Source organism: Ignavibacteriales bacterium (assembly GCA_016709765.1).
GTDB lineage: Bacteria > Bacteroidota > Ignavibacteria > Ignavibacteriales > Ignavibacteriaceae > IGN3.
The window spans coordinates 49475-74463 of sequence record JADJMD010000016.1; the positions used below are offsets into that span (position 1 = coordinate 49475).

The following is a 24989-nucleotide window of genomic DNA, read 5'->3' on the forward strand; positions in this document are numbered from 1 at the left end:
TTAGGAGTTTTTTTCTTATGTTAATGCCAAAAAGAGTAAAGTACAGAAAATCGCAGCGCGGAAGAAGAGCGGGAAAAGCCTATAGAGGAAGTTCCGTTGCTTTTGGTGATTTTGGATTAAAAGCTATGGAACCAGCATGGATAACGAGCAGACAAATTGAAGCTTGTCGTGTTGCGCTTACCAGAAAAATGAAAAGAGATGGTAAAGTTTGGATTAGAATTTTTCCAGATAAACCAGTTTCTAAAAAACCTCTGGAAACAAGAATGGGAAAAGGAAAAGGTGGTCCTGAGTTTTGGGTTGCGGTTATTAAACCAGGAAGAGTGATGTTTGAAGTAGCTGGTATCTCAAGAGAACTAGCGAGTGAAGCTTTGAAATTGTGTTCACATAAACTTCCTATTAAAACTAAGGTTGTAAGCAGACCAGATATTGAACAATAAAAGAATAATAGAAATGAAATTATACGAAATAAAAGAAATGACAAGTGATGAACTTGCAAAGAGAATAGAAGAAGAAGAAATAAATTTAGTTGATCTTCGTTTTTCTCATCAGCTTAAACAGTTGAACAATACTTCTAAACTTGCGCTTGCTAAAAAAGATATTGCTAGAATGAAAACTATTTTGACTGAAAGATTAAAGGCAGAAAAAGTAGCTCAAACAGATAAAAAGGAAGGAGCTAAAGCTTAATAATGGAACAACGTACTTTAAGAAAAACTAGAATTGGTGTAGTAGTTAGCAATAAAATGGATAAGACCATCACTGTTGCTATTGAAAGAAAAGTTCCTCATCCTATCTATAAAAAGTATTTTAAGAAGACTACTAAGCTTATGGCTCACGATGAAAAACAGGAATGCGGTTTAGGTGATAAAGTTAAAATTATGGAAACTCGCCCGCTCAGCAAGAATAAGAGATGGCGCCTTGTAGAAATTGTTGAAAAAGCCAAGTAAGGAGATTTTATAAGATGATTCAAGAAGAAACCAATCTAATTGTTGCGGATAATTCAGGCGCTAAGCGAGTAAGATGTATCCGTGTACTTGGTGGTAGCGATAGAAAGTATGCTACTGTAGGTGATACAATAGTTGTATCGGTCAAAACAGCAATACCTAATGGAACAGTTAAAAAGGGTGAGGTATCACGTGCAGTAATTGTTAGAACAAAAAAAGAAGTTAGAAGAAAAGATGGTTCTTACATTAGATTTGATGAAAATGCTGCTGTGTTAATCAACGCTCAGAACGAGCCAAAAGGCACCCGTATTTTTGGACCTGTTGCAAGGGAATTAAGAGAAAGACAGTTTATGAAAATTGTTTCTTTAGCACCAGAAGTTATATAAGGATTTTTGATAAATGAAAATAAGAAAAAATGATAGTGTAATGGTTATTGCCGGTAATGATAAAGGCAGAACCGGAAAAGTTCTAAAAGTATTTCCTAAAACATCTCGATTAATTATTGAAGGAATTAATCTTAGGAAAAGGCATACAAAGCCAACTCAAAAATCACCACAAGGTGGCATTCAGGAAAAAGAAGCAGCTATACACATTTCAAATGTTATGATTCTTGATCCAAAATCTAATGAACCCACAAGGATAGGTGCTAGAGTTATTTTAGATGAAAAATCAGGTAAAAAGAAAATTGCCAGAGTTAGTCAAGTTTCTGGTGAAATGATTCCATAAGTAAATTTAATTTATTAGAGTTGTAGAGAAATGGCTGAAAAGAAAATAAAAAAATCAGATAAAGAACCTCAGAAGAAGGAACAGCAGAAAAAAGTATCGACTAAAGACGCTCCTGCTGCATTTGAAAAAGAAATTAAGATAACACCAAGACTTGGTGAAATTTACAAAAAAGAAATTGTTCCTGCTTTGATTAAAACTTTTAGTTACAAAAGTATTATGCAGGCTCCTAAACTTGATAAAATTGTTGTTAATATGGGAGTTGGCGCGGCCGTAGCTGATCAAAAAATTATGGATGAAGCAGTTAAAGAACTTGAAACTATAACTGGTCAGAAAGTAAGCGTTAGAAAATCAAAGAAAGATATTTCAAATTTTAAATTGCGCGTAAATACAAATATTGGTGCAATGGTTACTTTGAGAAAAGAAAGAATGTACGAGTTTCTTGATAGACTTATTAACGTTGCCTTACCTCGTGTAAGAGATTTTAAGGGCTTATCTGATAAATCATTTGATGGCAGAGGGAATTATACCATTGGCATTAAAGAACAGATTATATTTCCAGAAATAAATGCAGATAAAATTACACGTGTAATGGGTATGGATATTACTCTTGTTACATCAGCAAATACTGATAACGAATCTTTTGAATTGTTAAAAGCATTCGGTATTCCATTTAGAAAAAAAGAAGATAATTAAGGATTTAAAGGAGACTTAATGGCAAGACTTAGCATAATCGCCCGTGATGCAAAAAGAAGAAAGCTTAATGAAAAGTTTAAAAAGCTTAGAGAAGAACTGAAAGAAAAAGGTGATTACGATGCATTACAAAAGTTGCCGCGCAATTCATCTCCGGTTAGATTAAAAAATCGTTGCATGTTTACTGGTAGAGGAAGATCATACTACCGTAAGTTTGGCGTATCTAGATTAGTCCTCAGAGAGATGGCTCTTCGAGGTGAGATTCCAGGATTAAAAAAATCAAGTTGGTAGGAGTTTATAATTATGTCAGTAACTGATCCGATTTCAGATTTTTTGCTAAGAATTAGAAATGCTTCGAAAGCAAAGAAATTAAGAGTAGAAATTCCTGCTTCAAAAATGAAGCAAGGTTTAGCGGATATCTTAAAGAAAGAAAGTTTTATTCACGATTATTCTATCGTTGAAGATAACAAACAAAATTTTATTAAAATTCAACTTAAGTATCGTGATGGCGCTAGCGCAATAACCGGTCTTAAAAGAATTAGCAAACCCGGATTACGGATTTATAAAGATGCATCTGAACTACCAAGAGTTCTTAATGGTTTAGGAACTGCTGTTATTTCAACCTCTAAAGGATTGTTAACAGACAAGGAAGCTAGAACTCAATCAGTTGGTGGTGAAGTAATTTGTTATATCTGGTAATTTTTTTGATGGAGAATTAAAAGTGTCAAGAATTGGAAAAAAAATAATTGAAATCCCTAAAGGCGTAACTGTTACGTTGGAGGGCAATAATGTTAAAGTTAAAGGTCCTAAAGGCGAACTTCAAAGAGTTGTTCATAACAACATGAAAGTTGAAATGAATGATAGTAAGATTGAAGTTAAAAGACCTGATGATCAAAAAGAAAACAGAGCACTTCATGGATTAACACGCGCATTGATTCAGAATATGATTCTTGGCGTTAATGAAGAGTATAAAAAAGATTTGGATATCGTTGGAGTTGGTTATAAAGTTGAATTGAAAGGCACAAACCTTTTATTGAATATGGGATATTCGCACCCAATATATTTTATTCCACCAACCGGAATAAAATTAGAAGCAACAACACCAACGCATATTGTTATCTCAGGAATTGATAAACAATTAGTTGGACAGGTTGCTGCAAAAATAAGATCCATAAGAAAACCGGAACCTTATAAAGGCAAAGGTATTAAATACTCTAATGAACAGATTTTAAGAAAAGCCGGCAAAACTGCAGGTAAATAATTGTAATGGAGTTTAGAATAAAATGATAAAGCGAAATAATAGTCCACGATTAAGATCAAAGACAAGAATAAGAAAAAAAATATCTGGGACTACAGAAGTACCAAGATTAACAGTATACAGAAGCCTTAATCAAGTTTATGCTCAGATTATTGATGATTCAACAGGTACTACTTTAGCTGCAGCTTCATCATTATCAAAAGAACTTGTTGAAGAAATCAAAAACTCTAAAGGCAAAGTTTCAAAAAGTAAACTTGTTGGAAGTTTAGTTGCAAAAAAAGCATTAGAACAAAAAATATCTAACGTAGTTTTTGATCGTAATGGATATCGATATCACGGACGTATTCAAGCTATTGCTGAAGGCGCTCGTGAAGCCGGATTAAAATTTTGATAATTGCCGGATCGTCTAATGGTAGGACTACGCCCTTTGGAGGCGTCTGTAGAGGTTCGAATCCTCTTCCGGCAACCAAAGTGTTAAGTAATTTATTTAATTAAAAGATTGTTTGGAGATTTATTTGAAAGCTGTAAAATCAACTGATACTGAAGGACTTAAAGAAAAAGTTGTTCACATTAACAGAGTTGCTAAAGTTGTTAAAGGTGGACGTAGATTCAGTTTTAATGCTATTGTAGTTGTTGGTAATGGTAATGGTGTTGTTGGAGTAGGTCTTGGTAAAGCAAATGAAGTTACTGATGCTATTTCTAAAGGCATTGATGATGCAAAGAAAAACGTTGTAAAAGTTTCTATTATCAAAGGAACAGTCGCTCACGAAATTATTGGTAAATTTGGTGCTGGCAAAGTATTACTAAAACCAGCTTCACCGGGAACAGGTTTGATTGCAGGTGGCGGTGTTAGAGCAGTTTTAGAAGCTGCAGGTATTTCAGATATCCTTACAAAATCACTCGGTTCAAGCAATCCACACAATCAAGTTAAAGCAACTCTTGATGGTTTATTAAAGCAGATTGATGCAAGAAAAATGGCTTCAAAGAGAGGCATTACAATTAAAGATTTGTTTATTAGTGCGAACTAAGGATTAGGAAAATGGCAAAAATAAAAATCACTCAAACTAGAAGTATAATAGATAGACCTAAAGATCAAAAGGCTACAATTGAAGCATTGGGTTTAGGAAGACCAAATTGGGTTAAAATTCATAACGATACTCCTCAGATAAGAGGAATGGTAAGAAAAGTAACTCACTTGGTTAAAGTTGAAGAATTAAAAGATTAGTAAGGTTTTATAATGGATATATTAAGCAATCTTAAGTACGCAAAAGGCTCTAGAAAAAATCGCAAAAGAGTTGGACGTGGTGAAGGCTCCGGACATGGAAACCAATCTACCCGAGGTATGAATGGTCAGATGTCAAGATCAGGTGCAAAACATAAAGCCTGGTTTGAAGGGGGTCAGATGCCGCTTCAAAGACGAGTTCCAAAATTTGGGTTTACAAATATTTTTAAAATAGAATATCAAGTTGTAAACGTAAACTCATTACAAAAATTAGTTGATGCCAAATTAATTAAAGATCAAACTTTAAATGCTGCCGAGTTAAAGAAATTAGGATTAGTTTCAAGCTCAAAAAAACCTATTAAGGTTTTAGGCAAGGGTGATGTTAAATCTAAATTGAATTTAACTGTTAGTGATTTCAGTAAATCAGCTCAACAAAAAATTGAAGCAGCTGGTGGCACTATTACTAAAGTATAGCAAACAAACAGATGTCAAAATTTACAGATACATTCAGAAATATTTTTAAGATTCACGAACTTAGACAGCGTATTTTATATACGTTAGCTCTTTTGTTTATTGTTCGATTAGGATCACATTTAACAATACCCGGTGTTGATGCGGTATTACTATCAGAAAGCATGAAAAATGCATCATCAGATAATCTATTTGGATTATATGATCTTTTTGTTGGTGGTGCTTTTTCAAATGCAGCAATTTTTGCACTTGGTATTATGCCTTACATTTCAGCTTCAATTATTCTTCAGTTGATGGGTGCTGTTGTCCCTTACTTCCAAAAGTTACAGCAAGAAGGTGAAGAAGGAAGAAAAAAAATTACTCAGTTAACCAGATATGGAACTGTGCTTATTTCTGCTATGCAAGCTTGGGGTGTTACTGTTAAATTGCTTAATACTCAGTTTCAAGGCTTATCAATTGTTCCACAACCGGTGCAAGGTATTGGTTGGGTTTTGTCAACAATCATTATTCTTACCTCAGGAACAATGTTTATGATGTGGATGGGTGAGCAGATAACAGATAAAGGAATTGGCAATGGTATTTCCCTTATCATTTTTATAGGAATTGTTGCGAGATTCCCACACTCAATTTTTGATGAGATTAGATTGATTTCTGCAGGCAGCAGATCAATTATTATTGAGATAATTATTTTTGCATTTATGTTTTTTATTATTGCTGGTGTTGTTTTGGTTACACAGGGAACAAGAAAGATTCCTGTTCAATATGCAAAAAGAGTTGTTGGAAGAAAAGTTTACGGCGGCGTTACGCAGTATATTCCATTAAGGGTTAATACTGCAGGAGTAATGCCTATTATATTTGCACAATCAATTATGTTTATACCTACAACGGTATTGTCTTTCTTCCCAGATAATGATTTTTTACAGATGGTTGCAGGTTGGTTTCAATATCATTCGCCAATATACTCTACAGTTTATGCGTTAATGATAATTTTCTTTACTTACTTCTATACAGCAATTGCTTTTAATCCAAAAGACGTTGCAGATAACATGAAGAAGCAAGGTGGATTTATTCCAGGGATTAGACCAGGAAAACAAACATCAGAATTTATTGATAATATTTTAACAAAGATTACTTTACCAGGTTCAATATTTTTAGCGATTGTTGCGATTCTTCCAGCATTTGTGTCTGCTTGGGGTGTTTCAGGAAGCTTTGCACAATTTTTTGGCGGTACAAGTTTGCTAATTATTGTTGGAGTTGCACTTGATACCTTGCAGCAAATTGAATCACACTTGTTGATGAGACATTATGATGGTTTTATGAAAGCTGGTAAAATAAAAGGTAGAAGATAATTTTTTTGTGATTTTAATAAAATCTAAAAAAGAAATTGATTATATAAGAGAAAGTTGTAGAATAGTCGCTGAAACACTTCAACTTCTCAAATCAAATGTTAGAGTGGGGATTACAACTTTAGAACTTGATAAAATGGCTGAAGATTATATCAGAAGCAATAATGCAAAACCAGCATTTAAAGGTTATTCGCAAGGTGGTGCCCCGGGTTTTCCCGGTTCAATTTGTTCTTCGGTTGATGATGAAGTAGTTCATGGAATTCCAAGTGCAAGAGTATTAAAGGAAGGTGAAATCATTTCAATAGATATTGGAGTTCTTAAAGATGGATATTTTGGAGATGCAGCATTATCAGTTGAGATTGGAAATATCTCTGATGAAAAACAAAAATTAATGGATGTTACTGAACGTTCTTTACAAATTGGGATTGAGCAAGCAATTGCTGGAAATAAAGTTCACGATATTTCTAATGCTATACAAGTTTACGTTGAAGCAAATGGGTTTTCGATAGTTAGAGATCTTTGCGGGCATGGAGTTGGAAAATTTTTACACGAGGAACCTTCCATTCCAAACTTTGGCAGAAAAGGAACCGGACCAAAGTTAAAAAATGGGATGACACTTGCAATTGAACCGATGGTAAATGCTGGGAAATATGATGTTGCTACAGCAAAAGATGGATGGACAATTATCACTGCTGACGGCTCGACTTCAGCACATTTTGAACATACAATTTTGATAAATAATAATTTGCCGGAAATATTAACAATTTGTTAAATGGCTAAACAAGGTCCGATTAAAATAGATGGTATCATTACCGAAACTTTACCTAATGCAACATTTAGAGTAAAGCTTGATAACGGACATGAAATACATGCTCATATATCCGGAAAAATGAGAATGCACTTTATAAAAATTTTAGTAGGAGATAAAGTTTCAATTGAACTTTCTCCTTATGATCTGACTAAAGGCAGAATTACTTACAGGTATAAATAGGAAAAATTAAAATGAAAGTTAGAGCATCTGTTAAGAAGATTTGCGATAAATGTAAAGTTATTAAACGCAAGGGTGTTGTAAGAGTAATTTGCAAAAACCCAAAACACAAACAACGTCAAGGTTAAAAACAAAGGAGTATATCATTGGCTCGTATAGCTGGAGTTGATTTACCAAAAAATAAAAAAGTGTTGTACGGCTTACAATATATCTATGGTATAGGTGAGCATACTGCCGCAACAATTTTAGAAAAGGCTAAAGTTAGTCCCGTAAAAAAAGTTTCCGATCTTACTGAAGAAGAGGTTGCTGAAATTAGATCGGTGATAACTGCTGAATATAGAGTTGAAGGAGCCTTGCGTTCTGAAGTTCAACAGAATATTAAGCGATTAATGGATATTGGTTCTTATCGTGGTGTAAGACATCGTAAGAGTTTACCTGCAAGAGGACAAAGAACCAGAACTAATTCCAGGACTAGAAAAGGTAAGAGAAGAACGGTTGCCGGTAAGAAAAAAGCACCATCTAAGAAATAACATTTGACAATACGGAGATTTGAGAATTGGCTAAAACTGTAAAAAAAGTTAAGAAAAAAACACACGTTGATTCCAACGGTGTAGCACATATTAAAGCAACTTTTAATAACGTTCTTGTTACAATAACAGATATTTATGGGAATACAGTTTCCTGGTCATCTGCTGGTAAGAACGGATTTAAAGGATCAAGAAAAAATACACCATTTGCTGCACAGGTTTCTGCAGAAGCAGCTGCCAAAGAAGCGTATGATTTGGGAATGAGAAAGATTGAAGTATTTGTAAAAGGACCCGGTTCCGGTAGGGAAGCGGCAATAAGAGCATTACACACTGCTGGTTTAACCATATCTTCAATAAAAGATGTTACGCCAATTCCTCATAACGGATGCAGACCACCTAAGAAAAGAAGAGTTTAATTTATGGAGATTCACTAAATGGCAAGATACACTGATTCAGTTTGTAAATTATGTAGAAGAGAAAGACAAAAGCTTTTCCTTAAAGGACAGAAATGTTATACGGAAAAATGTCCGATCGAACAAAGAAACTATCCTCCAGGACAACACGGATTATCAAGAAGATCTAAAGTTTCTGAATACGGAGTACAGTTAAGAGAAAAACAAAAAATTAAAAGATCATATGGTTTACTAGAAACTCAGTTTAGAAATTATTTTGAAAAAGCTACCAGCCAAAAAGGTAGAACTGGTGAAAACCTAATCAAACTTCTTGAAAGACGGTTGGACAACGTTGTTTTTAGACTTGGATTCGCATCATCCAGAAAACAAGCAAGACAACTTATAACACATAGACATATAATTGTTAATAGTACTCTTGTAGATATCCCTGCATATTTACTAAAAGCAGGTGATGTTATTCAAATAAAAGATAAGAGCAAGAAATTAGATGCAATTCATAATTCACTAAAAAGAGTAAAAGATAACACATACGGTTGGCTTACTGTTGATAAAGCAACACTTTCCGGTACCTTTGTTCAAATTCCGGAAAGAGCTGATGTTCCATTGAATGCTAATGAACAATTAGTAGTTGAGCTTTACTCGAAATAAAATTTTTAATTAGAATAAGATAGAGGATAATAATGAGTGTATCATCTTTAAAGATGCCAGAAGCTGTTGTTCTTGATGAAGCCAATTACACAAACTCGTTTGGAAGATTTACACTGCAGCCGCTGGAAAGAGGTTTTGGTGTTACCTTAGGTAACTCACTACGCAGAGTACTTTTATCATCGTTGCAAGGTGCTGCTATAACTTCTGTTAAGTTTAGCGGTGTGCTGCATGAGTTTACTACGATTGAAGGAGTTGTTGAGGATGTTTCAGAGATTATATTAAATCTCAAACAAGTAAGAATGAAATTTCTTTCTAAGAAACCAAATAAAATTGATATTTCATTAGCCGGACCAGGTGAATGGACTGCAGGTGATATTCAAAAAGCAAGTAATGAAGTTGAAATATTAAACCCTGAATTACATATTGCAACGCTTAATAAAAGCGCTAAATTGGATATTGAAATTAGAGTTGGTAAAGGCGTTGGTTACGTACCTGCTCAAGAGAATATTGTAGCCGATCAAACAATTGGTGTAATACCGATTGATTCGATTTTTACTCCAATTAAACTTGTTAAGTATGAAGTTGAAAATGTTAGAATTGGTGATAAGAATGATTTTGAAAAATTAACATTTGAAATTACCACTGACGGCTCAATTACACCTGATGATGCACTTACACAAGCAGCAAAAGTTTTAAGAGAGCATGTTCAATTGTTCATCAACTTTGATATTGAACAAGAGGAAGAACAAAATGTTAGTCAAAAAGACAGCGAATCTGAGAGAATCAAAAAAATATTATTAACTCCGGTTGATGATCTTGAATTAAGCGTAAGATCGCACAATTGTCTTAAAGCTGCAAACATTAAAAATCTTGCAGAGTTAGTTAGAAAAGATGAGCAGGAAATGCTCAAGTTTAGAAATTTCGGAAGAAAGTCCTTAGCAGAGTTAATGGAAATAGTTGAAACTCTTGGTCTTGATTTTGGAATGGACGTAGATAAATATATTAAAGAAGATTCTGAATCACATTAATTTAGATAGGTTGCTCAATGAATCACAGCGTTAAAGGAAGAAAATTAGGCAGGACAGCAAGCCATCGCGCAGCATTGCTTAACGCATTAACAACTTCCCTCTTGAAGTATAAAAGAATTAAAACTACTGAAGCGAAAGCTAAAGAAGCTAGAACCTTTGTAGAAAAATTAATTACCAAAGCTAAAAAAAATGATTTACACGTCCGCAGACACGTATTATCATTTATAAATGATAAAGAAGTTGTTCATGAACTTTTTAGTGAAATTATTCCTAAAATTGGAGATCGACCAGGCGGATACACTAGAGTTGTAAAACTTGGCAATCGCAATGGTGATGCAGCAGCAATGGCAATTTTAGAATTAGTTGATTATAATGATGTTGCTAATAAAAAAGCTGAAGAGCATAAAGCTAAACGTGATTTGAAAGCCAAAGATAAAGCTGAAAAAAAAGGTAGTGATGGAATAGAAGAAGCTACTGTTGTTGAAGAAAAAACCAGCAAAAAAAGTAAGTAAAAATAAGTTAATTAAAGTATTTAAAGAGTAATCGGGTTTCCGGTTACTCTTTTTTATTATGTTTGAAAATCCAAAATTTATAGCATCTGCCTATAGTGTAGCTGATTTACCTAAAGAAAGATTTCCTGAGGTAGTACTTTGTGGAAGATCAAATGTTGGTAAATCCTCTTTTATTAACTCCATCTTTAATCGAAAAAACCTCGCTAAAACTAGTTCAACCCCAGGCAAAACAAGATCCATAAATTATTATGACATTGATTCAAAATTCTATATCGTAGATTTGCCGGGTTACGGCTATGCTAAAATCAGTCAATCCGAAAGAAAAAAGTGGGGAACGCTCGTAAATGATTTTTTTTCAAGTTCAGGGTTTATACAGCTAACCATTCATTTAATCGATAGCCGACATAAACCGACAGAATTGGACATCAAATTGAATGAAATGATAAGATCATTAGACATTCCGTATATAGTCTTACTAAATAAGTCTGATAAATTAAAGCAATCCGAATTTTCTAAAGCAAAGAAAATGGCCACCGAGTTTTTTCCGGAACTGCTCCTAAATGAAAACCTATTCTATTTTTCATCAGTAAAAGGAACTGGAAATAAAGAAATTAAAAAACTACTTACCACATTATTTTATTAAATAGTTTATATCTTTGCTGCAGAGAGTTTGTAATTTTTTTAACATACATTTATATTAACTAAGTATTAATCATCTGTAAGAACTATTTTCAATGGATAAAAGACAAAAAAAAAGAATACTTATATTTTTATTAGTTCCTGTTCTTGCAATTCTGCTTTTTATTACGGATGATTTATTAATACGGGTTATAACAATTGCTGTAATTATTATCTATGTAGCTTTCATTATCTTCTTAAGAGATTCTGTTAGGTTTGATGGCAGATATTCCATTAACGAAAAAGATGAGATTGATGATGATTATACTATTCCTCCCGTTAGCGACCACGATGAATCATTCAAAATAGTTTCTAAGACCTCTAAAGTTGAAGTAATTACTTCCGACAATTATACTCCTGATTTTAAAATAAATAAGACTACTTTAATTCCACCAGATTTGCGAGAAAGATTTGAAGAAATAGCAAATGAATCTCTACCGCCTGAAATTGGGCATGATGGGCAATTTTCTTTTGCCTTAGAAAAAATGCTAACCGTAATTAAAGATGCATACTCAGCACACACGGCAGTATTTTTTTGGTACAATAAGAAAAAAGAAAAATTAACGATTGAAAAATTTGTTTCAGCATCACCGAATGAAATTGCTAGAAGAAAATTTGACATTGAAGATGATATTTTAAGTAAGATAGTACAAAAAGGTGAGCCTGAATTATTAAGTGATATTTCTCCCGCAGCAGAATCTGATGTTATCAGATACTATGATAAAGCACAGGGGATAAGAAGTTTTGTTGGAGTTCCTTTGTTTTATGAAGGATCACTTATTGCTATAATTGCTGTTGATTCTAAAGTCGGTGATCAATTTGGAATAGAAACTATCTATTCTCTAGGAAGATTTGTTAGAGTTATAACAATGATCATCCAGATTTTTGAAGAAAAGCATTCTGATTCTGTTTCTCAGCAAAGATTAAAAGGTTTACTTAACCTAATTGGACCAGAAACTAATTTTGATACTGAAGACGGAGTTCTTTCTTCAATGCAAAATGCTTTAAGCGATTTAATCGAATGGGATGCTTTTGTTTTTGTTTACTTCAAACCCGTTGAACAAAAGTTTGAAGCGTTAAGAGTTACTAATAAAACTTCGCTAAAGTACATTGGACAAGGATTACAAATTGATCTTTCTGGAACACTGGTTGGTAAAGCAATAATGTCCGGTATTCCTGTAAAGATAGATGATACTGCATCAGATAGTTATAAGAGATATTCAAAATCTGAAGATCTAACTTTTGATGGTTCTTTTATGGCAATTCCATTGATGTATGGAAGTCAGAATTTTGGTGTTCTTTGTTTTGAAAGCCTGAAAAAAAACATTTATACAAATTCTGATGTTAAGTTTCTTAACAATTCGGTTAATATTATTTCCTACATTATTTACTCACACTCATCTCAAACCCTAATTAAAAGTTTAATTGCTCTCGATCTTGAAACTAGAGCACTTAATTTAGAGACTTTTAAAGAAAGACTAAGCTCCGATCTTTACAAAGCCAATACACTAAATGTCCCAGGCGCATTGGCACTAATAAAGATAGATGAATTTCTTGAACAAGAATCTTTGTTTGATGGCGATCCATTGCCAAAGGTTTTAAAAGTTGTTGCAGAATCAATCGCTAAAGAAATGACTCCATTAACCATTTTTGGCAGAGTAGATGAAAAAATATTTGCCGTTTATTTCTTTAACACTGATGCAAAAAATGTTTTTATCTGGGCAGAAAAACTGCGAGTGAAAATTGCTCGCAAACCAATTGCAATTGTTTCTAAACAAAATACTTACACCATTTCTATTGGTGTGGCTTCAACTCACGGAAAACTTGATACCGATGAAGTTTTTAGCAATGCGGAATTGGCACTACAAAAGGCTGTTGAAAAAGGCGGAAACGCCGTTAGAAATATTAACTAATCTTTTCTATCTCTTCTATTGTGTTAAATCATTATGAATAATTTTTTTATAATCGTATTAGATGGAGTTGGGGTTGGAGAATTACTAGATGCTAATTCTTATGGAGATTGTGGCAGCAACACGTTAGCAAATATTGCAACTTCGGTTAATGGATTAAATCTTCCAAATCTTCAAAATCTTGGAATTGGAAATATTATTCCAATTAAAGGATTGGATAAAATTAATAATCCGATTGCCTCATTTGGTAAGATGACAGAACTTTCAAAAGGGAAAGATAGCACAACCGGACATTGGGAGTTAAGCGGTTTGTTTGTCGATACGGATTTTGATTACTTTCCAAAAGGGTTTCCCCAAAATATTACGAATAAATTTTTAGAGGTTACTGACTGTAATGGGTTTCTTGGAAATAAAGCGGCTTCGGGTACAGAAATTATCAAGGAACTTGGCGATGAACATATAAAAACGGGTTTCCCAATTATCTATACATCTGCTGATTCAGTTTTTCAGATTGCAGCCCATCAAGATGTTATTCCACTAGAAAAACTTTATAAAATTTGTGATATAACAAGAAACGAAGTTTTGATCTATCCCCTAAAAGTCGGGCGTGTAATAGCAAGACCTTTTATTGGTCTTAGTGGAAGTTACGAGAGAACCGTTTATCGAAAAGATTATTCATTAGCTCCTCCGTCAGAAACTATTCTTGATCTTTTGCAAAAAAATAACATTAACACTGTTGCGATTGGAAAAATTAATGACCTTTTTAACGATCGTGGAATTACCGTTCAACTAAAATCAAAATCTAACAAAGAAGGATTTGGACAGCTAATAAAGGCTTCAAATGAATATCATAACAGTTTAATTTTTATAAACCTTGTGGATTTTGATGTTTACTTTGGGCATCGTAATGATGTTGCAGGTTTTGCAAATGCTCTTAAGGATTTGGATAATTTTCTTCCTGATTTTTTTAAAAATCTTGATTCTACAGACAGAGTTATTTTTACGGCAGATCACGGGAACGATCCAACCACACCAAGTACAGATCATAGTAGGGAATATGTTCCTGTTTTATATTATGGGAAAAATAAAATTACAACGGATTTGGGAATAAGAAATACATTTTCGGATGTTGGAAAAACTGCTGCAGCCTATTTCGGGATCGAAAATAATTTAAAAGGTACAAGTTTCTTGAATGAATGATTCAAAAGAAATAAATAATAATTTTATTGAAGGTTTAGAAGTTGATATGGATTTAGTGAAGCGGATCCAAGAAATTCAAGAGCTTCCAAAAGAAATTATAGTAAAATTTTTAAAAGCCCGCGGTTCACTTTCATTGTCCGATTTTGGAAACAGTTCTGTAAATGAAAATTGATGCAACTCCAAAATATCTGTTGGAAACAGATATACTTATAGATTATTTAAGCATTAACGATCCTGGTAGAAAACCATTACTCCAAACGTTGATGCAAAAAGGAATTTGTTTTACCTCTGTATTAAACGCTTCAGAATTATTTATGGTTGCAAAGTCGGAGCATCAAAAAGAAAAAGTAAGAGATTTATTAAACGCGCTCAAAGTACTTGGTTTACATTCCAGATATAGTTTATCAATTTCTGATTGTGCAAATAGCTTTAAAACCATTCGCGATGCATTGTTTTATATTTTAGCTGAACAAAATAGATTAACCATTGTCTCGTTTAATCCAGAACGATATTCGGGTTTAAAAGTACAATCAATTCATCCTCACTCGGTTTAATTATAATGTTATAAACGTAGTTAAAGTTCGCACTTTATTTTAAATCATTTCATCTCTATTTTTAATCAAAGCAAAGTTTAGATAATATTAGATATTGAATTGTAAGTAAGTATTTCAACTAATTTCTATTTAGTAGTAAACTAATTTTCAAGATGATACGATGCGAATAGTTAAACAATTTACAAATCGTGATAATCAATCTTTAGATAAGTACCTTCAGGAAATTGGTAAAGTTGAATTATTATCACCCGAACAGGAAATAGAACTTACTATTCGTATGAAAAAGGGTGATGAAAGTGCTATGGAGTTACTTACAAAAGCTAATTTGCGTTTCGTTGTAAGTGTTGCAAAACAATATCAGAATCAGGGGTTAGCACTTGGAGATTTAATAAATGAGGGAAATTTAGGTTTGATTAAAGCCGTCAGACGCTTTGATGAAACTCGCGGTTTCAAATTTATTTCTTATGCCGTTTGGTGGATAAGACAATCAATATTGCAAGCTTTGGCTGAGCAATCGAGAATTGTTAGACTTCCATTAAATCGTGTTGGTGCTCTCAATAAAATTGGAAAAGCGTACAGCAATTTAAAGCAGGAATTTGAACGTGAACCAAGTGCTGAGGAAATTGCTCAGGCTCTTGAAATGGATGTGGATGAAATCTCCAGTGCAATGAAACTTTATGGTAAACAAGTTTCCGTAGATGCACCTTTTTCCTTGGGCGATGAAAACAGTTTGTTGGATGTAATTGAGAATGTTGAATTGCCTGCACCTGATACTGAATTAATTTCTGAATCACTGAAGACAGAGATAAATCATGTGCTTGCCATGCTTCCCGATCGTGAAGCAGAAGTTATAAAGTTATACTTTGGACTGGAAGGTGAAAATCCTATGACACTAGAAGAAATTGGTGATAAGTTTAATTTAACTCGTGAAAGAGTTCGTCAAATAAAAGAAAAAGCCATTAGAAGATTAAGACATAATTCTAAAAGCAAAATTTTAAAATCATATCTTGGATAATAAATGATAATTCTTAAATCTTTAATTATATGTTCAATTGTAGCATTTTCTGTCTTTTCATTTAACGCATGTTCAAGTTCTACTGGCTCTTTAAGATATGGGGATAATAATGAAACCAATAAACTCAATTCATCTAGTGAAAATAGGTTTACAAAAGGAAATACATCGTCTATTGATGATACTGTAGTTGTATTTGATGAAGATATTCTAGAATATCAGGATCCTAGTGACTTACCTGAAGATGAAACAAAAATTGATCTAACGGAATTATTAAAAAATCTAGATCAGAATAAAACTAATTCAGATGCTGAGGGACTCAATGCTACTAAAAGAGATTTAATGTTAATGGAAATAATCAAATATTTAAATACACCATATAAGTATGGCGGTAATTCACTAAACGGTATTGATTGCAGTGCATTTACTCAAAGTGTTTATAAAAATTCGTGGTTATTAGATCTGAATCGTACGGCTAGAGATCAGTTTCAACAGGGAACTGTAATTGATAACAGAAATGAATTAAAATTTGGTGATCTTATTTTTTTTAATACTAGAAGAAGAGTTAAACCAGGCCATGTTGGTATTTATATTGGTGAAAATTTGTTTGCTCATGCATCCTCAAAATTAGGAGTAACAATTTCTTCACTTGAACATTCCTATTATGATAAAAGATATATGGGTGCGCGCAGAATAGATGAAGAGTAAAGTTTGTAACTATGCATTTTGATCTTCATAAAAAAAGCTGTTCAAAAATCGAACAGCTTTTTTTTATTAACTAAATATTTTATTTATTTAACTGCAACCGGTAGTAGAACCACAAGTCATACATTTTAAACAAGTTCCGTTTCTAACCATAGTAATGCTTTGACATTCAGGACATATATCACCGGTATAACCATTTTCAATTGCTTGTTTAACTTTGTTATTTATACTGCTATTAACTGTTTGAGTTTTTCTTTCTTTTGTGGCCGTAATTTTTGTTCCTGGTGCAAAGCTGTATTTTTCAGGATTGTCCTTATCAAGTTCAACAAGCCGTTCACTTATAATCTCTTCACTTTCAAATTCAGGCTCACTTAATTTTTTTACGATACCTCTTGATGCTTTTGATGTGATTTCATCGGTATCAACGTGTGAAAGATCATTTCTTCCAAGATATGTTACAGCCAGTTCTCTAAAAATATAATCAATAACTGAAGTTGCCATTTTAATTTTATCGTTTCCAGTTACAATTCCACTTGGTTCAAACCTTGTAAATACAAATGCGTCAGTAAATTCTTCAAGCGGAACACCGTGCTGTAATCCCAAAGAGATTGAGATAGCAAAACAGTTTATTAAACTTCGGAAAGATGCTCCTTCGCGGTGCATATCGATAAATATCTCACCTAATTGACCGTTATCGTATTCGCCGGTTCGTATATAAACTGATTGACCGTTGATTTTAGCCTTTTGAGTATAACCCGATCTTCTATCCGGCAATCTTCTTCTTTTTGCTATGTAACGGTGAATAATTTTTTCAGCGACTTTTACAATATCATTTTTCTCTTTATCATCCATTAATGCTTCAACTTCTTCATCGCTCATTGTATTTAGTGGCTGAGAAAGTTTTGAACCATCGCGGTAAAGAGCATTTGCTTTTATTCCAAGTTTCCAGCTTTGCATGTAAGCATCTTTAATCTCTTCAATGCCTGCATTGCCGGGGAGGTTTATTGTCTTAGAAATAGCACCTGAGATAAATGGCTGAGCTGATGCCATCATTTTGATGTGAGCTGTAGCCCGAATAAATCTTGTTCCTTTTTTACCACATTTATTCGCGCAATCAAAAATCGAATAATGATCATGTTTTAAGAAAGGTGCTCCTTCAACAGTCATTGTACCGCAGATATAATCGTTAGCAGATGAAATTTCAGTTTTTGAAAAACCAAGTTTACTTAAAACATCAAAATCATATGAATCAATTTCGTCAGCATCAAATCCTAAAGTCTTTGTTAAGAAATCAGTACCAAGTGAGAACTTGTTAAACGCGAAAGTTATATCAAAAACAGAAGGAAGTGATTTATCAATCTTTGCAATAATTTCATCTGTAAATCCTTTTGCTTTTAACGATTGCGGATTGATATAAGGACAGCCATCAAATGTACCGGAACCTTTGGCATATCTAATTATTTCATTAATCTGATCTTTGTTGTATCCTAACTTTTCTAAAGCAGGTGGAATTGATTGATTAATAATCTTAAAGTATCCACCACCAGCTAACTTTTTAAATTTTACCAATGCGAAATCGGGTTCAACACCGGTAGTATCACAATCCATCACTAGCCCAATCGTTCCTGTAGGTGCTATTACTGTAACTTGAGCATTTCTGAAGCCGTACAGTTCACCAAGTTCTACAGCTCTGTCAGCATCTTCTCTAGCAGCTTTAAGTAGATCAGAAGGACAATACTGGGGATTGATTCCAACCGGATAAATTGTTAATCCTTCATATTCTTCATTTGGTACATTGTAAGCCGCTCTTCTGTGATTTCTGAGAACTCGCAACATATTGTACTTGTTCTCTTCATATTTTGGAAATGGTCCGGCTTGTTTGGAAAGTTCGGCAGAAGTTGCGTAAGATGTCATATGCATAACTGATGTTAACGCACCACAGATTGCAAATCCTTCACGGCTGTCGTAAGGAATTCCTTGTAACATTAGTAATGTTCCAAGATTTGCATAACCTAATCCCAAAGTTCTATACTCGTAACTTAATTGAGCAATTTCTTTACTTGGAAATTGTGCCATTAATACGCTTATCTCCAAAACCATAGTCCAAATTCTGGTAGCGTGTCTGTATGAATTTATATTAAATTGATGTTTGTCAGCATCATAAAATTTTACAAGATTTAGTGAGGCAAGATTACATGCTGTATCATCAAGAAACATGTATTCACTACAAGGGTTAGATGCTTTTATTTCACCGCCAGCTGGGCAAGTATGCCATTCATTAATTGTGGTGTGATATTGAATTCCCGGATCAGCGCAAGACCAAGCTGAGTAAGCAATTTGATCCCACAAATCTCTTGCTTTTAAGGTCTTACAAGCCTTCGGATTTCTCTTCTCTTTCTTTGCTTTTCTTTTTTCGATTCTCCAATATAGATTCCAGTTTCCATCATTGAGTACGGCTGTCATAAATTCGTTTGTAACGCGAACAGAGTTATTGGAATTCTGACCGCTTACAGTTGCGTAAGCTTCTGAATTCCAATCAGTATCATATATAGGAAATTCGATTGATTTAAATCCTAATTTTGCAAGGTGGATTACACGTTCTATATAATTATTAGAGATTTGAGCTTTTCTTGCTTCTAAAACTGCATAACTTAATTTCTTGTTGAGTTTTTTATTAAACCTATCATTTTCTGGATGTTCATCATAACAAGCTTTCATAATATTGTTAAGATGTAGATTGCATAATTTTGAACCAGCAACGATTGCTGCAACTTTTTGTTCTTCAATCACTTTCCAATTAATGTACTCTTCAATATCCGGATGATCAAGATCGAGAGTTACCATTTTTGCGGCACGTCTTGTAGTTCCACCAGATTTAATTGCTCCTGCTGATCTATCTCCGATTTTTAGAAAAGACATTAAGCCCGAAGATTTACCTCCGCCACTTAATGATTCGTGAGAACCTCTCAGTTCAGAAAAATTTGATCCTGTACCCGAACCATATTTGAACAATCTAGCTTCACGTACCCAAAGATCCATTATGCCACCTTCATTAACCAGATCATCACTTACAGATTGTATAAAGCATGCATGCGGTTGCGGATGTGTATATGCGTCATCGGATTTAGTTAAGTCTCCAGTTTGATAATCAACAAAGAAATGTCCTTGAGAAGGTCCGGTAATTCCATAAGCCCAATTTAATCCTGTGTTAAACCACTGCGGACTGTTTGGTGCAGCCATTTGATTTGCGAACATAAACATCAATTCATCATAAAAACATTTTGCATCTTCTTCAGAATCAAAATAGTTGGCTTTCCATCCCCAATAAGTCCATGTTCCTGCTAAACGATGAAAGACTTGCTTTGCATCAGTCTCAGAAGTAAACCTATCATTTTCTGGAAGTTCTTGTAATCTTTCAACATCTGCAACAGAAGGCTGAAGCCACTTAGGAATTCCTTTTTCATTTACTTTTTTAAGAAGTTTTGGGATGCCTGCTTTTCTAAAATACTTTTGTGCAATAATATCTGTAGCAACTTGCGACCACTGATTTGGCACCGAAACATTTTCCATTCTAAATACACTGGAACCATCAGGATTTTTAATCTCTGATGTGCGTTTAGAAAATTCAAAAGATGATAAAGGATCCTTTCCCTGAGCGGTAAAAAATCTGTTAATCTGCATCCAACTCTCCAGAGGATAGACTAGTTAATAAAAAAACTATTTATATAATATAAGGTTAGAAGTGATCCGGGATTTTTTGAGTGAGAATTTGTAAAATAAAAAACTTTGTATTTTTTTTCATCACTCATCAGTAATTCACATCAAGAAACTATTAAAAAAAACTCTAAATAAAAAACTTAATTAAAAAGGAAAAATATTTTTTTTGATCGCTAAAATTTCAAATCGAAAATGAAAATAATTTTATAAAAAAACAAATTAAATTTTAAACAACTTACTCTTGACAATCTATTAATTTTAGCATCATTAAGAAATCTTAACTTCTCCATCAAAAAAAATTACCGTTCAAAATAAAAGTATCTTTTTATTATCGATTACTGACTATCTTTAGCATATTTTTAATCAATATTTTGAAAGAATTATATTGAACGGTGACAAGATAATTGAGATAAACTCATTAACCAAAAACTTTAAAAATTTACGAGCTGTTAACAGTCTTAACCTTAATGTTTTTGAAGGAGATGTGTTTGGATTTTTAGGCCCAAATGGTGCAGGCAAAAGTACTACAATAAGAATGTTACTATCGCTTATAAAACCCTCTGAAGGCAGCATAAAATTGTTTGGAAAAACGCTTGAAAAAAATCGTATTGACATTCTAAAAAGAATTGGCGCAATAGTTGAAAAACCCGATTTCTACGGCTATTTGTCAGCTTATAAAAATCTAGAAATTCTTGGTAAAATTTCGGGGAAAGAAATATCTAAGAATAGAATTATGGAAGTTCTTGAGCTTGTAGGACTAAATAAACGTTATAAAAGTAAAGTTAAAACTTTTTCCCATGGAATGAAGCAGAGATTGGGATTGGGCCAAGCATTGCTTCACAATCCTGATTTAATAATTCTTGATGAACCAACTACCGGATTAGATCCGCAAGGAATGAAGGAAATACGCGATCTTATTTTACATTTGAGCAAAGAGGAAAAGAAAACTATTTTCCTTTCATCGCACATTCTTCACGAAGTTGAACTTGTTGCAAATAGAATGATAATTATTAACAAAGGAACGACTAAAGTTGAAGGTTACGTTAATGATCTTCTTAATGCAAAAAAACTTAAAGTTTCTTTTGAAGTTGACGATGAAGAAAAAACTATCCAACTTATTGAACTTTCTGCTTGGAAAAATAAACTTGAAGATAAAGCAAAAACTATTTTTATGTTCTCACTTGAGAACAATGAAATTGCTGATTTGAACAAATATCTTGTGGAGAATGGAATTGCAGTTAGTGCGGTCGTTCCAACAAGATCGCTTGAAGATTATTTCTTAAAAATTACTGATGAGGTTGCATAATGTTAACACTTATCCAAATAGAACTCTATAAAATTTTTAAGAAATGGAGAACTTATATTGGCTTTTTTGCAATCGGTACACTTGTTCCTGTTATACATATTGCAATGTATTTCTCGGGCTCACATACATTAAATAGAATGACTGAAGATTTAGGATCATCTTTTTTTCTTGTTGGAAATCTCTTAAATGGATACTTTGTTTCTTACTTTATTATGATGAGCCTTGTGGTTCATATCCCGTTCTTGATTACACTAGTTTCTGGGGATTTACTTGCTGGTGAAGCGTCAGCTGGAACGTATAGAATGTTAATAACCAGACCAATTTCCAGAACTCAAATTATCACTTCTAAATTTTTGGCAGGGATTATATACACTACTCTTTTAATTATTTGGTTAGCATTTACAAGTCTTATTTTGGGCTCAATCATTTTAGGAACTGGAGAACTTCTTGTTACAAATAGCCAGGGTTTAATAGTTTTTGCAAAAGGTGATATACTCTGGAGATTCTTCTTTGCTTATGCTTATGCTACTTTATCAATGAGTGTTGTTGCGAGTTTAGCATTCCTTTTTTCAGCATTAGTTGAAAACGCAATAGGACCAATTATTACAACAATGGCAGTAATAATTGTATTCCTAATTTTATCGGCAATTCCGGTAGAATTTATTCAATCAATTAAACCATTCTTATTTACAAGTTATCTTCTTGACTGGATGTTAATGTTTAAAGACCCTATCGATTCTGCTGAAGTATTAAAATCAGTAACAATTTTATTTTCTCATATTCTTGTTTTTTATTTTTTAGCTCTGTTCATATTTAAACGTAAAGATATTTTAACATAAGAAGAGGTTAAGATGAAATTAATAATCGGTTTTATATTACTATTATTTCAATTTGGGATTTCACAATCAAAAGATCCTGATGAAATTATAAATGCCGTTATCACAAACTTTGATTTAGTTAAAGATTACCAGGTTGATGTAAAAATTAAAGTTGATATTGAATTTGTTAAAGTTCCTGAAACCATAGCAAAAATTTATTTTAAGCAACCGGATAAAGTTCATCTGGAAGCAGAAGGATTTGCAATGCTTCCTAAAAAGGGAATGGAATTTTCTCCCACATCTTTGATTCAAAAGGATCATACTGCAATTTACGAGCAAGATGTAGATCTAAATGGAATTAAAACTTCAATAGTTAAGATTATACCATTAGGTGCTCAAGGTGACGTTATTCTAACAACTTTATGGATTGATCAAAAAGAAAAAATTATTAGAAAAGTAGAATCCACAACAAAAACAAATGGGACGTTTACAATTGATTTTTCTTACAACGATAAAGTAAAATATCCATTACCAGAAAAAATAGTTTTTGCTTTTAATATTGATAAGATGAATTTGAAAGGAAATATTTCTGGTGATAAATCAGATTCACAAAAGAAAAACAAAAACAAACCATCCGATTCAAGAACTAAAGGTAAAGTTATTGTCAGTTATTCAAATTATATGGTAAACAAGGGGATTTCAGACTCGATTTTTGAGAACAAGGACAATAAATAAATTTAAAAACTTAGCGGCGGTTTTGATTTTTTGAGGAGAGGACATTAACTATCTTCAATCACTAAGGGATTTTTTTTACCGCCGCTAAACTTAACTATTCTTAATTCCAAATTAATAATCCTTAATCGGAATTAAAGTCATTTAATGGTTGTGTAAAAAAAATAGGATGACAAATCTGGTATTCATTTTCATAAAACCCAAAATTTCTCATCCTTCCCAAATTGGCAAATAGAGTAAATCTAAAAATAATTACTCGTATTTCTTAAAAATAACTGATGTGTTGTGACCACCAAATCCAAAAGCATTGCTTAATGCGTAATTAACTTTTCTATCCTGTGGTTTATTAAAAGTATAATTCAAATCACATTCAGGATCAGGATTTGCGAAGTTAATAGTTGGTGGTATCCTATCATTTATCACCGCAAGAATTGATGCTATTGCTTCAACGGCACCGGCTGCACCTAATAAATGTCCTGTCATACTTTTTGTTGATGAAACATTTGCTTTGTAAGCACTATCTCCAAACACTTTTTTTATAGCTTTAGTTTCACCTATATCGCCAAGTGGAGTTGCGGTTCCATGCATATTTACATAATCTATTTCATCTGGTTTTATTCCGGATTGTTCAATCGCCATTTTCATTGATAGAATTGCACCTGTTCCTTCTGGATGGGGTGCGGTAATATGATGTGCGTCTGCAGATAAACCCGCTCCAACAATCTCGCAATAAATTTTTGCGCCACGTTTTACTGCATGTTCAAGTTCTTCAAGAATTAATGCACCGCCACCTTCACCCATAACAAACCCGTCTCGAGTTGCATCAAACGGCCGACTTGCTGTTTCAGGTGAATCATTTCTAGTTGATAAAGCTCTGTTTGCATTAAATCCACCAATTCCAAGTTCACTAATAGAAGCTTCACTTCCACCGGCAACCATTACATCGGCCATTCCAACTTTTATAAGAAGATAACTGTCAATCATATTGTTATTACCTGTTGCGCAAGCAGAAACAGTACAATAATTTGGGCCTCTAAAGCCATATTGCATAGAAATATGTCCTGCTGCAATATCAGGAATCAACATCGGAATAAAGAATGGTGAAATCCTTCCTGGTCCTTGCTCACGATTTGTAACGGCTTGATCATAAAAAGTTTGGATGCCGCCAATGCCACTTCCGAAGATAACTCCAATTCTATTTTTTTCCTCTTCGGTTAGAGTTTCCGGTTTTAGATTTGAATCATCGACTGCTTGTTTTGCTGCAACTAAGGCATATTGCGCAAATGGATCTAACCTTCGTGCAGTTTTTTTATCAAGAAAATTTAAAACATCAAAGCCTTTAAGTTCACATGCAAATTTTGTTTCAACTTTGGAGGTATCAAATTGCTTAATCATAGCAGCACCGCTTTTTGATTCCATCATTCCGTTCCAGAATTCATCAACAGTTAATCCAATAGGAGTTAAAGCTCCCATTCCAGTTACAACTACTCTTCTATTTGTGATAGGCATTTATTTCCTCGTTAGATATTTAAAACTTTGAATTCTTTGTGATAAAATTTGAATCGTTAAAATAATGAAAATTAGCTA

Annotated in this window: 34 protein-coding genes and 1 tRNA gene; 33 read left to right on the forward strand and 2 right to left on the reverse strand. The window is 33.3% G+C overall.

What is annotated here, in order from left to right; genetic code table 11:
* Positions 1-17 precede the first annotated feature (17 nt).
* The 30 genes from rplP (at position 18) to IPJ23_18890 (ending at position 16832) form a co-directional block, all read left to right on the forward strand.
* On the forward strand, positions 18-437 hold the full coding sequence (rplP, locus tag IPJ23_18745; protein ID MBK7632682.1) for a 50S ribosomal protein L16: 420 nt from the start codon (positions 18-20) through the stop codon (positions 435-437).
* Positions 438-450: 13 nt separating this feature from the next.
* Positions 451-684, forward strand: a complete 234-nt coding sequence (gene rpmC, locus IPJ23_18750; GenBank protein ID MBK7632683.1) for a 50S ribosomal protein L29 — start codon at positions 451-453, stop codon at positions 682-684.
* A 2-nt stretch (positions 685-686) separates the two neighbouring features.
* Positions 687-944, forward strand: coding sequence for a 30S ribosomal protein S17 (gene rpsQ / locus IPJ23_18755; GenBank protein MBK7632684.1), 258 nt, complete (start codon positions 687-689; stop codon positions 942-944).
* A gap of 14 nt (positions 945-958) precedes the next feature.
* Positions 959-1327, forward strand: coding sequence for a 50S ribosomal protein L14 (gene rplN, locus IPJ23_18760; protein MBK7632685.1), 369 nt, complete (start codon positions 959-961; stop codon positions 1325-1327).
* A gap of 13 nt (positions 1328-1340) precedes the next feature.
* Entirely contained in the window at positions 1341-1667 is a 327-nt protein-coding gene (gene rplX, locus IPJ23_18765; GenBank protein ID MBK7632686.1) for a 50S ribosomal protein L24, read from the forward strand.
* A gap of 30 nt (positions 1668-1697) precedes the next feature.
* Positions 1698-2360: a 50S ribosomal protein L5 gene (gene rplE / locus IPJ23_18770; GenBank protein MBK7632687.1), complete on the forward strand. Its 663-nt coding sequence runs from the start codon at positions 1698-1700 to the stop codon at positions 2358-2360.
* 18 nt (positions 2361-2378) lie between these two features.
* Positions 2379-2648, forward strand: a complete 270-nt coding sequence (rpsN, locus tag IPJ23_18775) for a 30S ribosomal protein S14 (GenBank protein ID MBK7632688.1) — start codon at positions 2379-2381, stop codon at positions 2646-2648.
* Positions 2649-2660: 12 nt separating this feature from the next.
* Positions 2661-3056 (forward strand): 30S ribosomal protein S8, encoded by a 396-nt coding sequence (rpsH, locus tag IPJ23_18780; protein MBK7632689.1) that lies wholly within the window; start codon positions 2661-2663, stop codon positions 3054-3056.
* 22 nt (positions 3057-3078) lie between these two features.
* On the forward strand, positions 3079-3618 hold the full coding sequence (rplF, locus tag IPJ23_18785) for a 50S ribosomal protein L6 (protein ID MBK7632690.1): 540 nt from the start codon (positions 3079-3081) through the stop codon (positions 3616-3618).
* 22 nt (positions 3619-3640) lie between these two features.
* Positions 3641-4006 (forward strand): 50S ribosomal protein L18, encoded by a 366-nt coding sequence (gene rplR / locus IPJ23_18790; protein ID MBK7632691.1) that lies wholly within the window; start codon positions 3641-3643, stop codon positions 4004-4006.
* A 4-nt stretch (positions 4007-4010) separates the two neighbouring features.
* Positions 4011-4084: transfer RNA gene (locus IPJ23_18795), tRNA-Gln, on the forward strand.
* 34 nt (positions 4085-4118) lie between these two features.
* Positions 4119-4643 carry a 30S ribosomal protein S5 gene (rpsE, locus tag IPJ23_18800; GenBank protein MBK7632692.1) on the forward strand — a complete coding sequence of 175 codons (525 nt, stop codon included), beginning with the start codon at positions 4119-4121 and terminating at the stop codon, positions 4641-4643.
* Positions 4644-4654: 11 nt separating this feature from the next.
* Positions 4655-4840, forward strand: coding sequence for a 50S ribosomal protein L30 (gene rpmD, locus IPJ23_18805; GenBank protein MBK7632693.1), 186 nt, complete (start codon positions 4655-4657; stop codon positions 4838-4840).
* A gap of 12 nt (positions 4841-4852) precedes the next feature.
* The gene (rplO, locus tag IPJ23_18810; protein MBK7632694.1) at positions 4853-5311 is read left to right on the forward strand and encodes a 50S ribosomal protein L15; all 459 of its coding nucleotides are present in this window, start codon (positions 4853-4855) and stop codon (positions 5309-5311) included.
* 11 nt (positions 5312-5322) lie between these two features.
* Positions 5323-6657: a preprotein translocase subunit SecY gene (gene secY, locus IPJ23_18815; protein MBK7632695.1), complete on the forward strand. Its 1335-nt coding sequence runs from the start codon at positions 5323-5325 to the stop codon at positions 6655-6657.
* 7 nt (positions 6658-6664) lie between these two features.
* On the forward strand, positions 6665-7426 hold the full coding sequence (gene map, locus IPJ23_18820; GenBank protein ID MBK7632696.1) for a type I methionyl aminopeptidase: 762 nt from the start codon (positions 6665-6667) through the stop codon (positions 7424-7426).
* Positions 7427-7645, forward strand: coding sequence for a translation initiation factor IF-1 (gene infA / locus IPJ23_18825; GenBank protein MBK7632697.1), 219 nt, complete (start codon positions 7427-7429; stop codon positions 7643-7645).
* A gap of 11 nt (positions 7646-7656) precedes the next feature.
* The gene (gene rpmJ / locus IPJ23_18830; GenBank protein MBK7632698.1) at positions 7657-7770 is read left to right on the forward strand and encodes a 50S ribosomal protein L36; all 114 of its coding nucleotides are present in this window, start codon (positions 7657-7659) and stop codon (positions 7768-7770) included.
* A gap of 18 nt (positions 7771-7788) precedes the next feature.
* A complete protein-coding gene (rpsM, locus tag IPJ23_18835) occupies positions 7789-8172 on the forward strand; it encodes a 30S ribosomal protein S13 (protein ID MBK7632699.1) in 384 nt (127 codons plus the stop codon).
* 26 nt (positions 8173-8198) lie between these two features.
* Positions 8199-8585: a 30S ribosomal protein S11 gene (gene rpsK / locus IPJ23_18840; GenBank protein MBK7632700.1), complete on the forward strand. Its 387-nt coding sequence runs from the start codon at positions 8199-8201 to the stop codon at positions 8583-8585.
* An 18-nt stretch (positions 8586-8603) separates the two neighbouring features.
* Positions 8604-9230, forward strand: a complete 627-nt coding sequence (gene rpsD / locus IPJ23_18845; GenBank protein ID MBK7632701.1) for a 30S ribosomal protein S4 — start codon at positions 8604-8606, stop codon at positions 9228-9230.
* Between the two features lie 32 nt (positions 9231-9262).
* A complete protein-coding gene (locus IPJ23_18850; GenBank protein ID MBK7632702.1) occupies positions 9263-10258 on the forward strand; it encodes a DNA-directed RNA polymerase subunit alpha in 996 nt (331 codons plus the stop codon).
* Between the two features lie 17 nt (positions 10259-10275).
* Entirely contained in the window at positions 10276-10770 is a 495-nt protein-coding gene (gene rplQ, locus IPJ23_18855) for a 50S ribosomal protein L17 (GenBank protein ID MBK7632703.1), read from the forward strand.
* A gap of 58 nt (positions 10771-10828) precedes the next feature.
* Entirely contained in the window at positions 10829-11413 is a 585-nt protein-coding gene (locus IPJ23_18860; GenBank protein ID MBK7632704.1) for a YihA family ribosome biogenesis GTP-binding protein, read from the forward strand.
* 91 nt (positions 11414-11504) lie between these two features.
* A complete protein-coding gene (locus IPJ23_18865; protein MBK7632705.1) occupies positions 11505-13361 on the forward strand; it encodes a GAF domain-containing protein in 1857 nt (618 codons plus the stop codon).
* Between the two features lie 33 nt (positions 13362-13394).
* Positions 13395-14558, forward strand: coding sequence for a phosphopentomutase (locus IPJ23_18870; protein ID MBK7632706.1), 1164 nt, complete (start codon positions 13395-13397; stop codon positions 14556-14558).
* Complete coding sequence (locus IPJ23_18875) at positions 14551-14730, forward strand: hypothetical protein (protein MBK7632707.1); 180 nt, start codon at positions 14551-14553, stop codon at positions 14728-14730. Before IPJ23_18870 ends, IPJ23_18875 begins: the two co-directional genes overlap by 8 nt.
* Entirely contained in the window at positions 14720-15112 is a 393-nt protein-coding gene (locus IPJ23_18880) for a PIN domain-containing protein (GenBank protein ID MBK7632708.1), read from the forward strand. The genes IPJ23_18875 and IPJ23_18880 overlap by 11 nt, the downstream gene beginning before the upstream one ends.
* A gap of 160 nt (positions 15113-15272) precedes the next feature.
* Entirely contained in the window at positions 15273-16127 is an 855-nt protein-coding gene (locus IPJ23_18885) for a sigma-70 family RNA polymerase sigma factor (protein MBK7632709.1), read from the forward strand.
* Positions 16128-16130: 3 nt separating this feature from the next.
* Positions 16131-16832 (forward strand): C40 family peptidase, encoded by a 702-nt coding sequence (locus IPJ23_18890; GenBank protein MBK7632710.1) that lies wholly within the window; start codon positions 16131-16133, stop codon positions 16830-16832.
* Between the two features lie 87 nt (positions 16833-16919).
* Here the strand turns inward: IPJ23_18890 and IPJ23_18895 are convergent, their stop codons facing one another.
* On the reverse strand, positions 16920-20510 hold the full coding sequence (locus IPJ23_18895; GenBank protein ID MBK7632711.1) for a vitamin B12-dependent ribonucleotide reductase: 3591 nt from the start codon (positions 20508-20510) through the stop codon (positions 16920-16922).
* Positions 20511-20931: 421 nt separating this feature from the next.
* Between IPJ23_18895 and IPJ23_18900 the strand changes: the two genes are divergently transcribed.
* Genes IPJ23_18900 through IPJ23_18910 form a run of 3 tightly spaced genes read left to right on the forward strand, consistent with a single transcriptional unit; the run spans position 20932 to position 23405 of the window.
* The gene (locus tag IPJ23_18900; GenBank protein ID MBK7632712.1) at positions 20932-21852 is read left to right on the forward strand and encodes an ABC transporter ATP-binding protein; all 921 of its coding nucleotides are present in this window, start codon (positions 20932-20934) and stop codon (positions 21850-21852) included.
* A complete protein-coding gene (locus IPJ23_18905) occupies positions 21852-22691 on the forward strand; it encodes an ABC transporter permease subunit (GenBank protein ID MBK7632713.1) in 840 nt (279 codons plus the stop codon). Before IPJ23_18900 ends, IPJ23_18905 begins: the two co-directional genes overlap by 1 nt.
* Before the next feature lie 12 nt (positions 22692-22703).
* Positions 22704-23405 (forward strand): hypothetical protein, encoded by a 702-nt coding sequence (locus IPJ23_18910; protein ID MBK7632714.1) that lies wholly within the window; start codon positions 22704-22706, stop codon positions 23403-23405.
* Positions 23406-23654: 249 nt separating this feature from the next.
* Here the strand turns inward: IPJ23_18910 and fabF are convergent, their stop codons facing one another.
* Entirely contained in the window at positions 23655-24911 is a 1257-nt protein-coding gene (gene fabF, locus IPJ23_18915) for a beta-ketoacyl-ACP synthase II (protein MBK7632715.1), read from the reverse strand.
* Positions 24912-24989 lie beyond the last annotated feature (78 nt).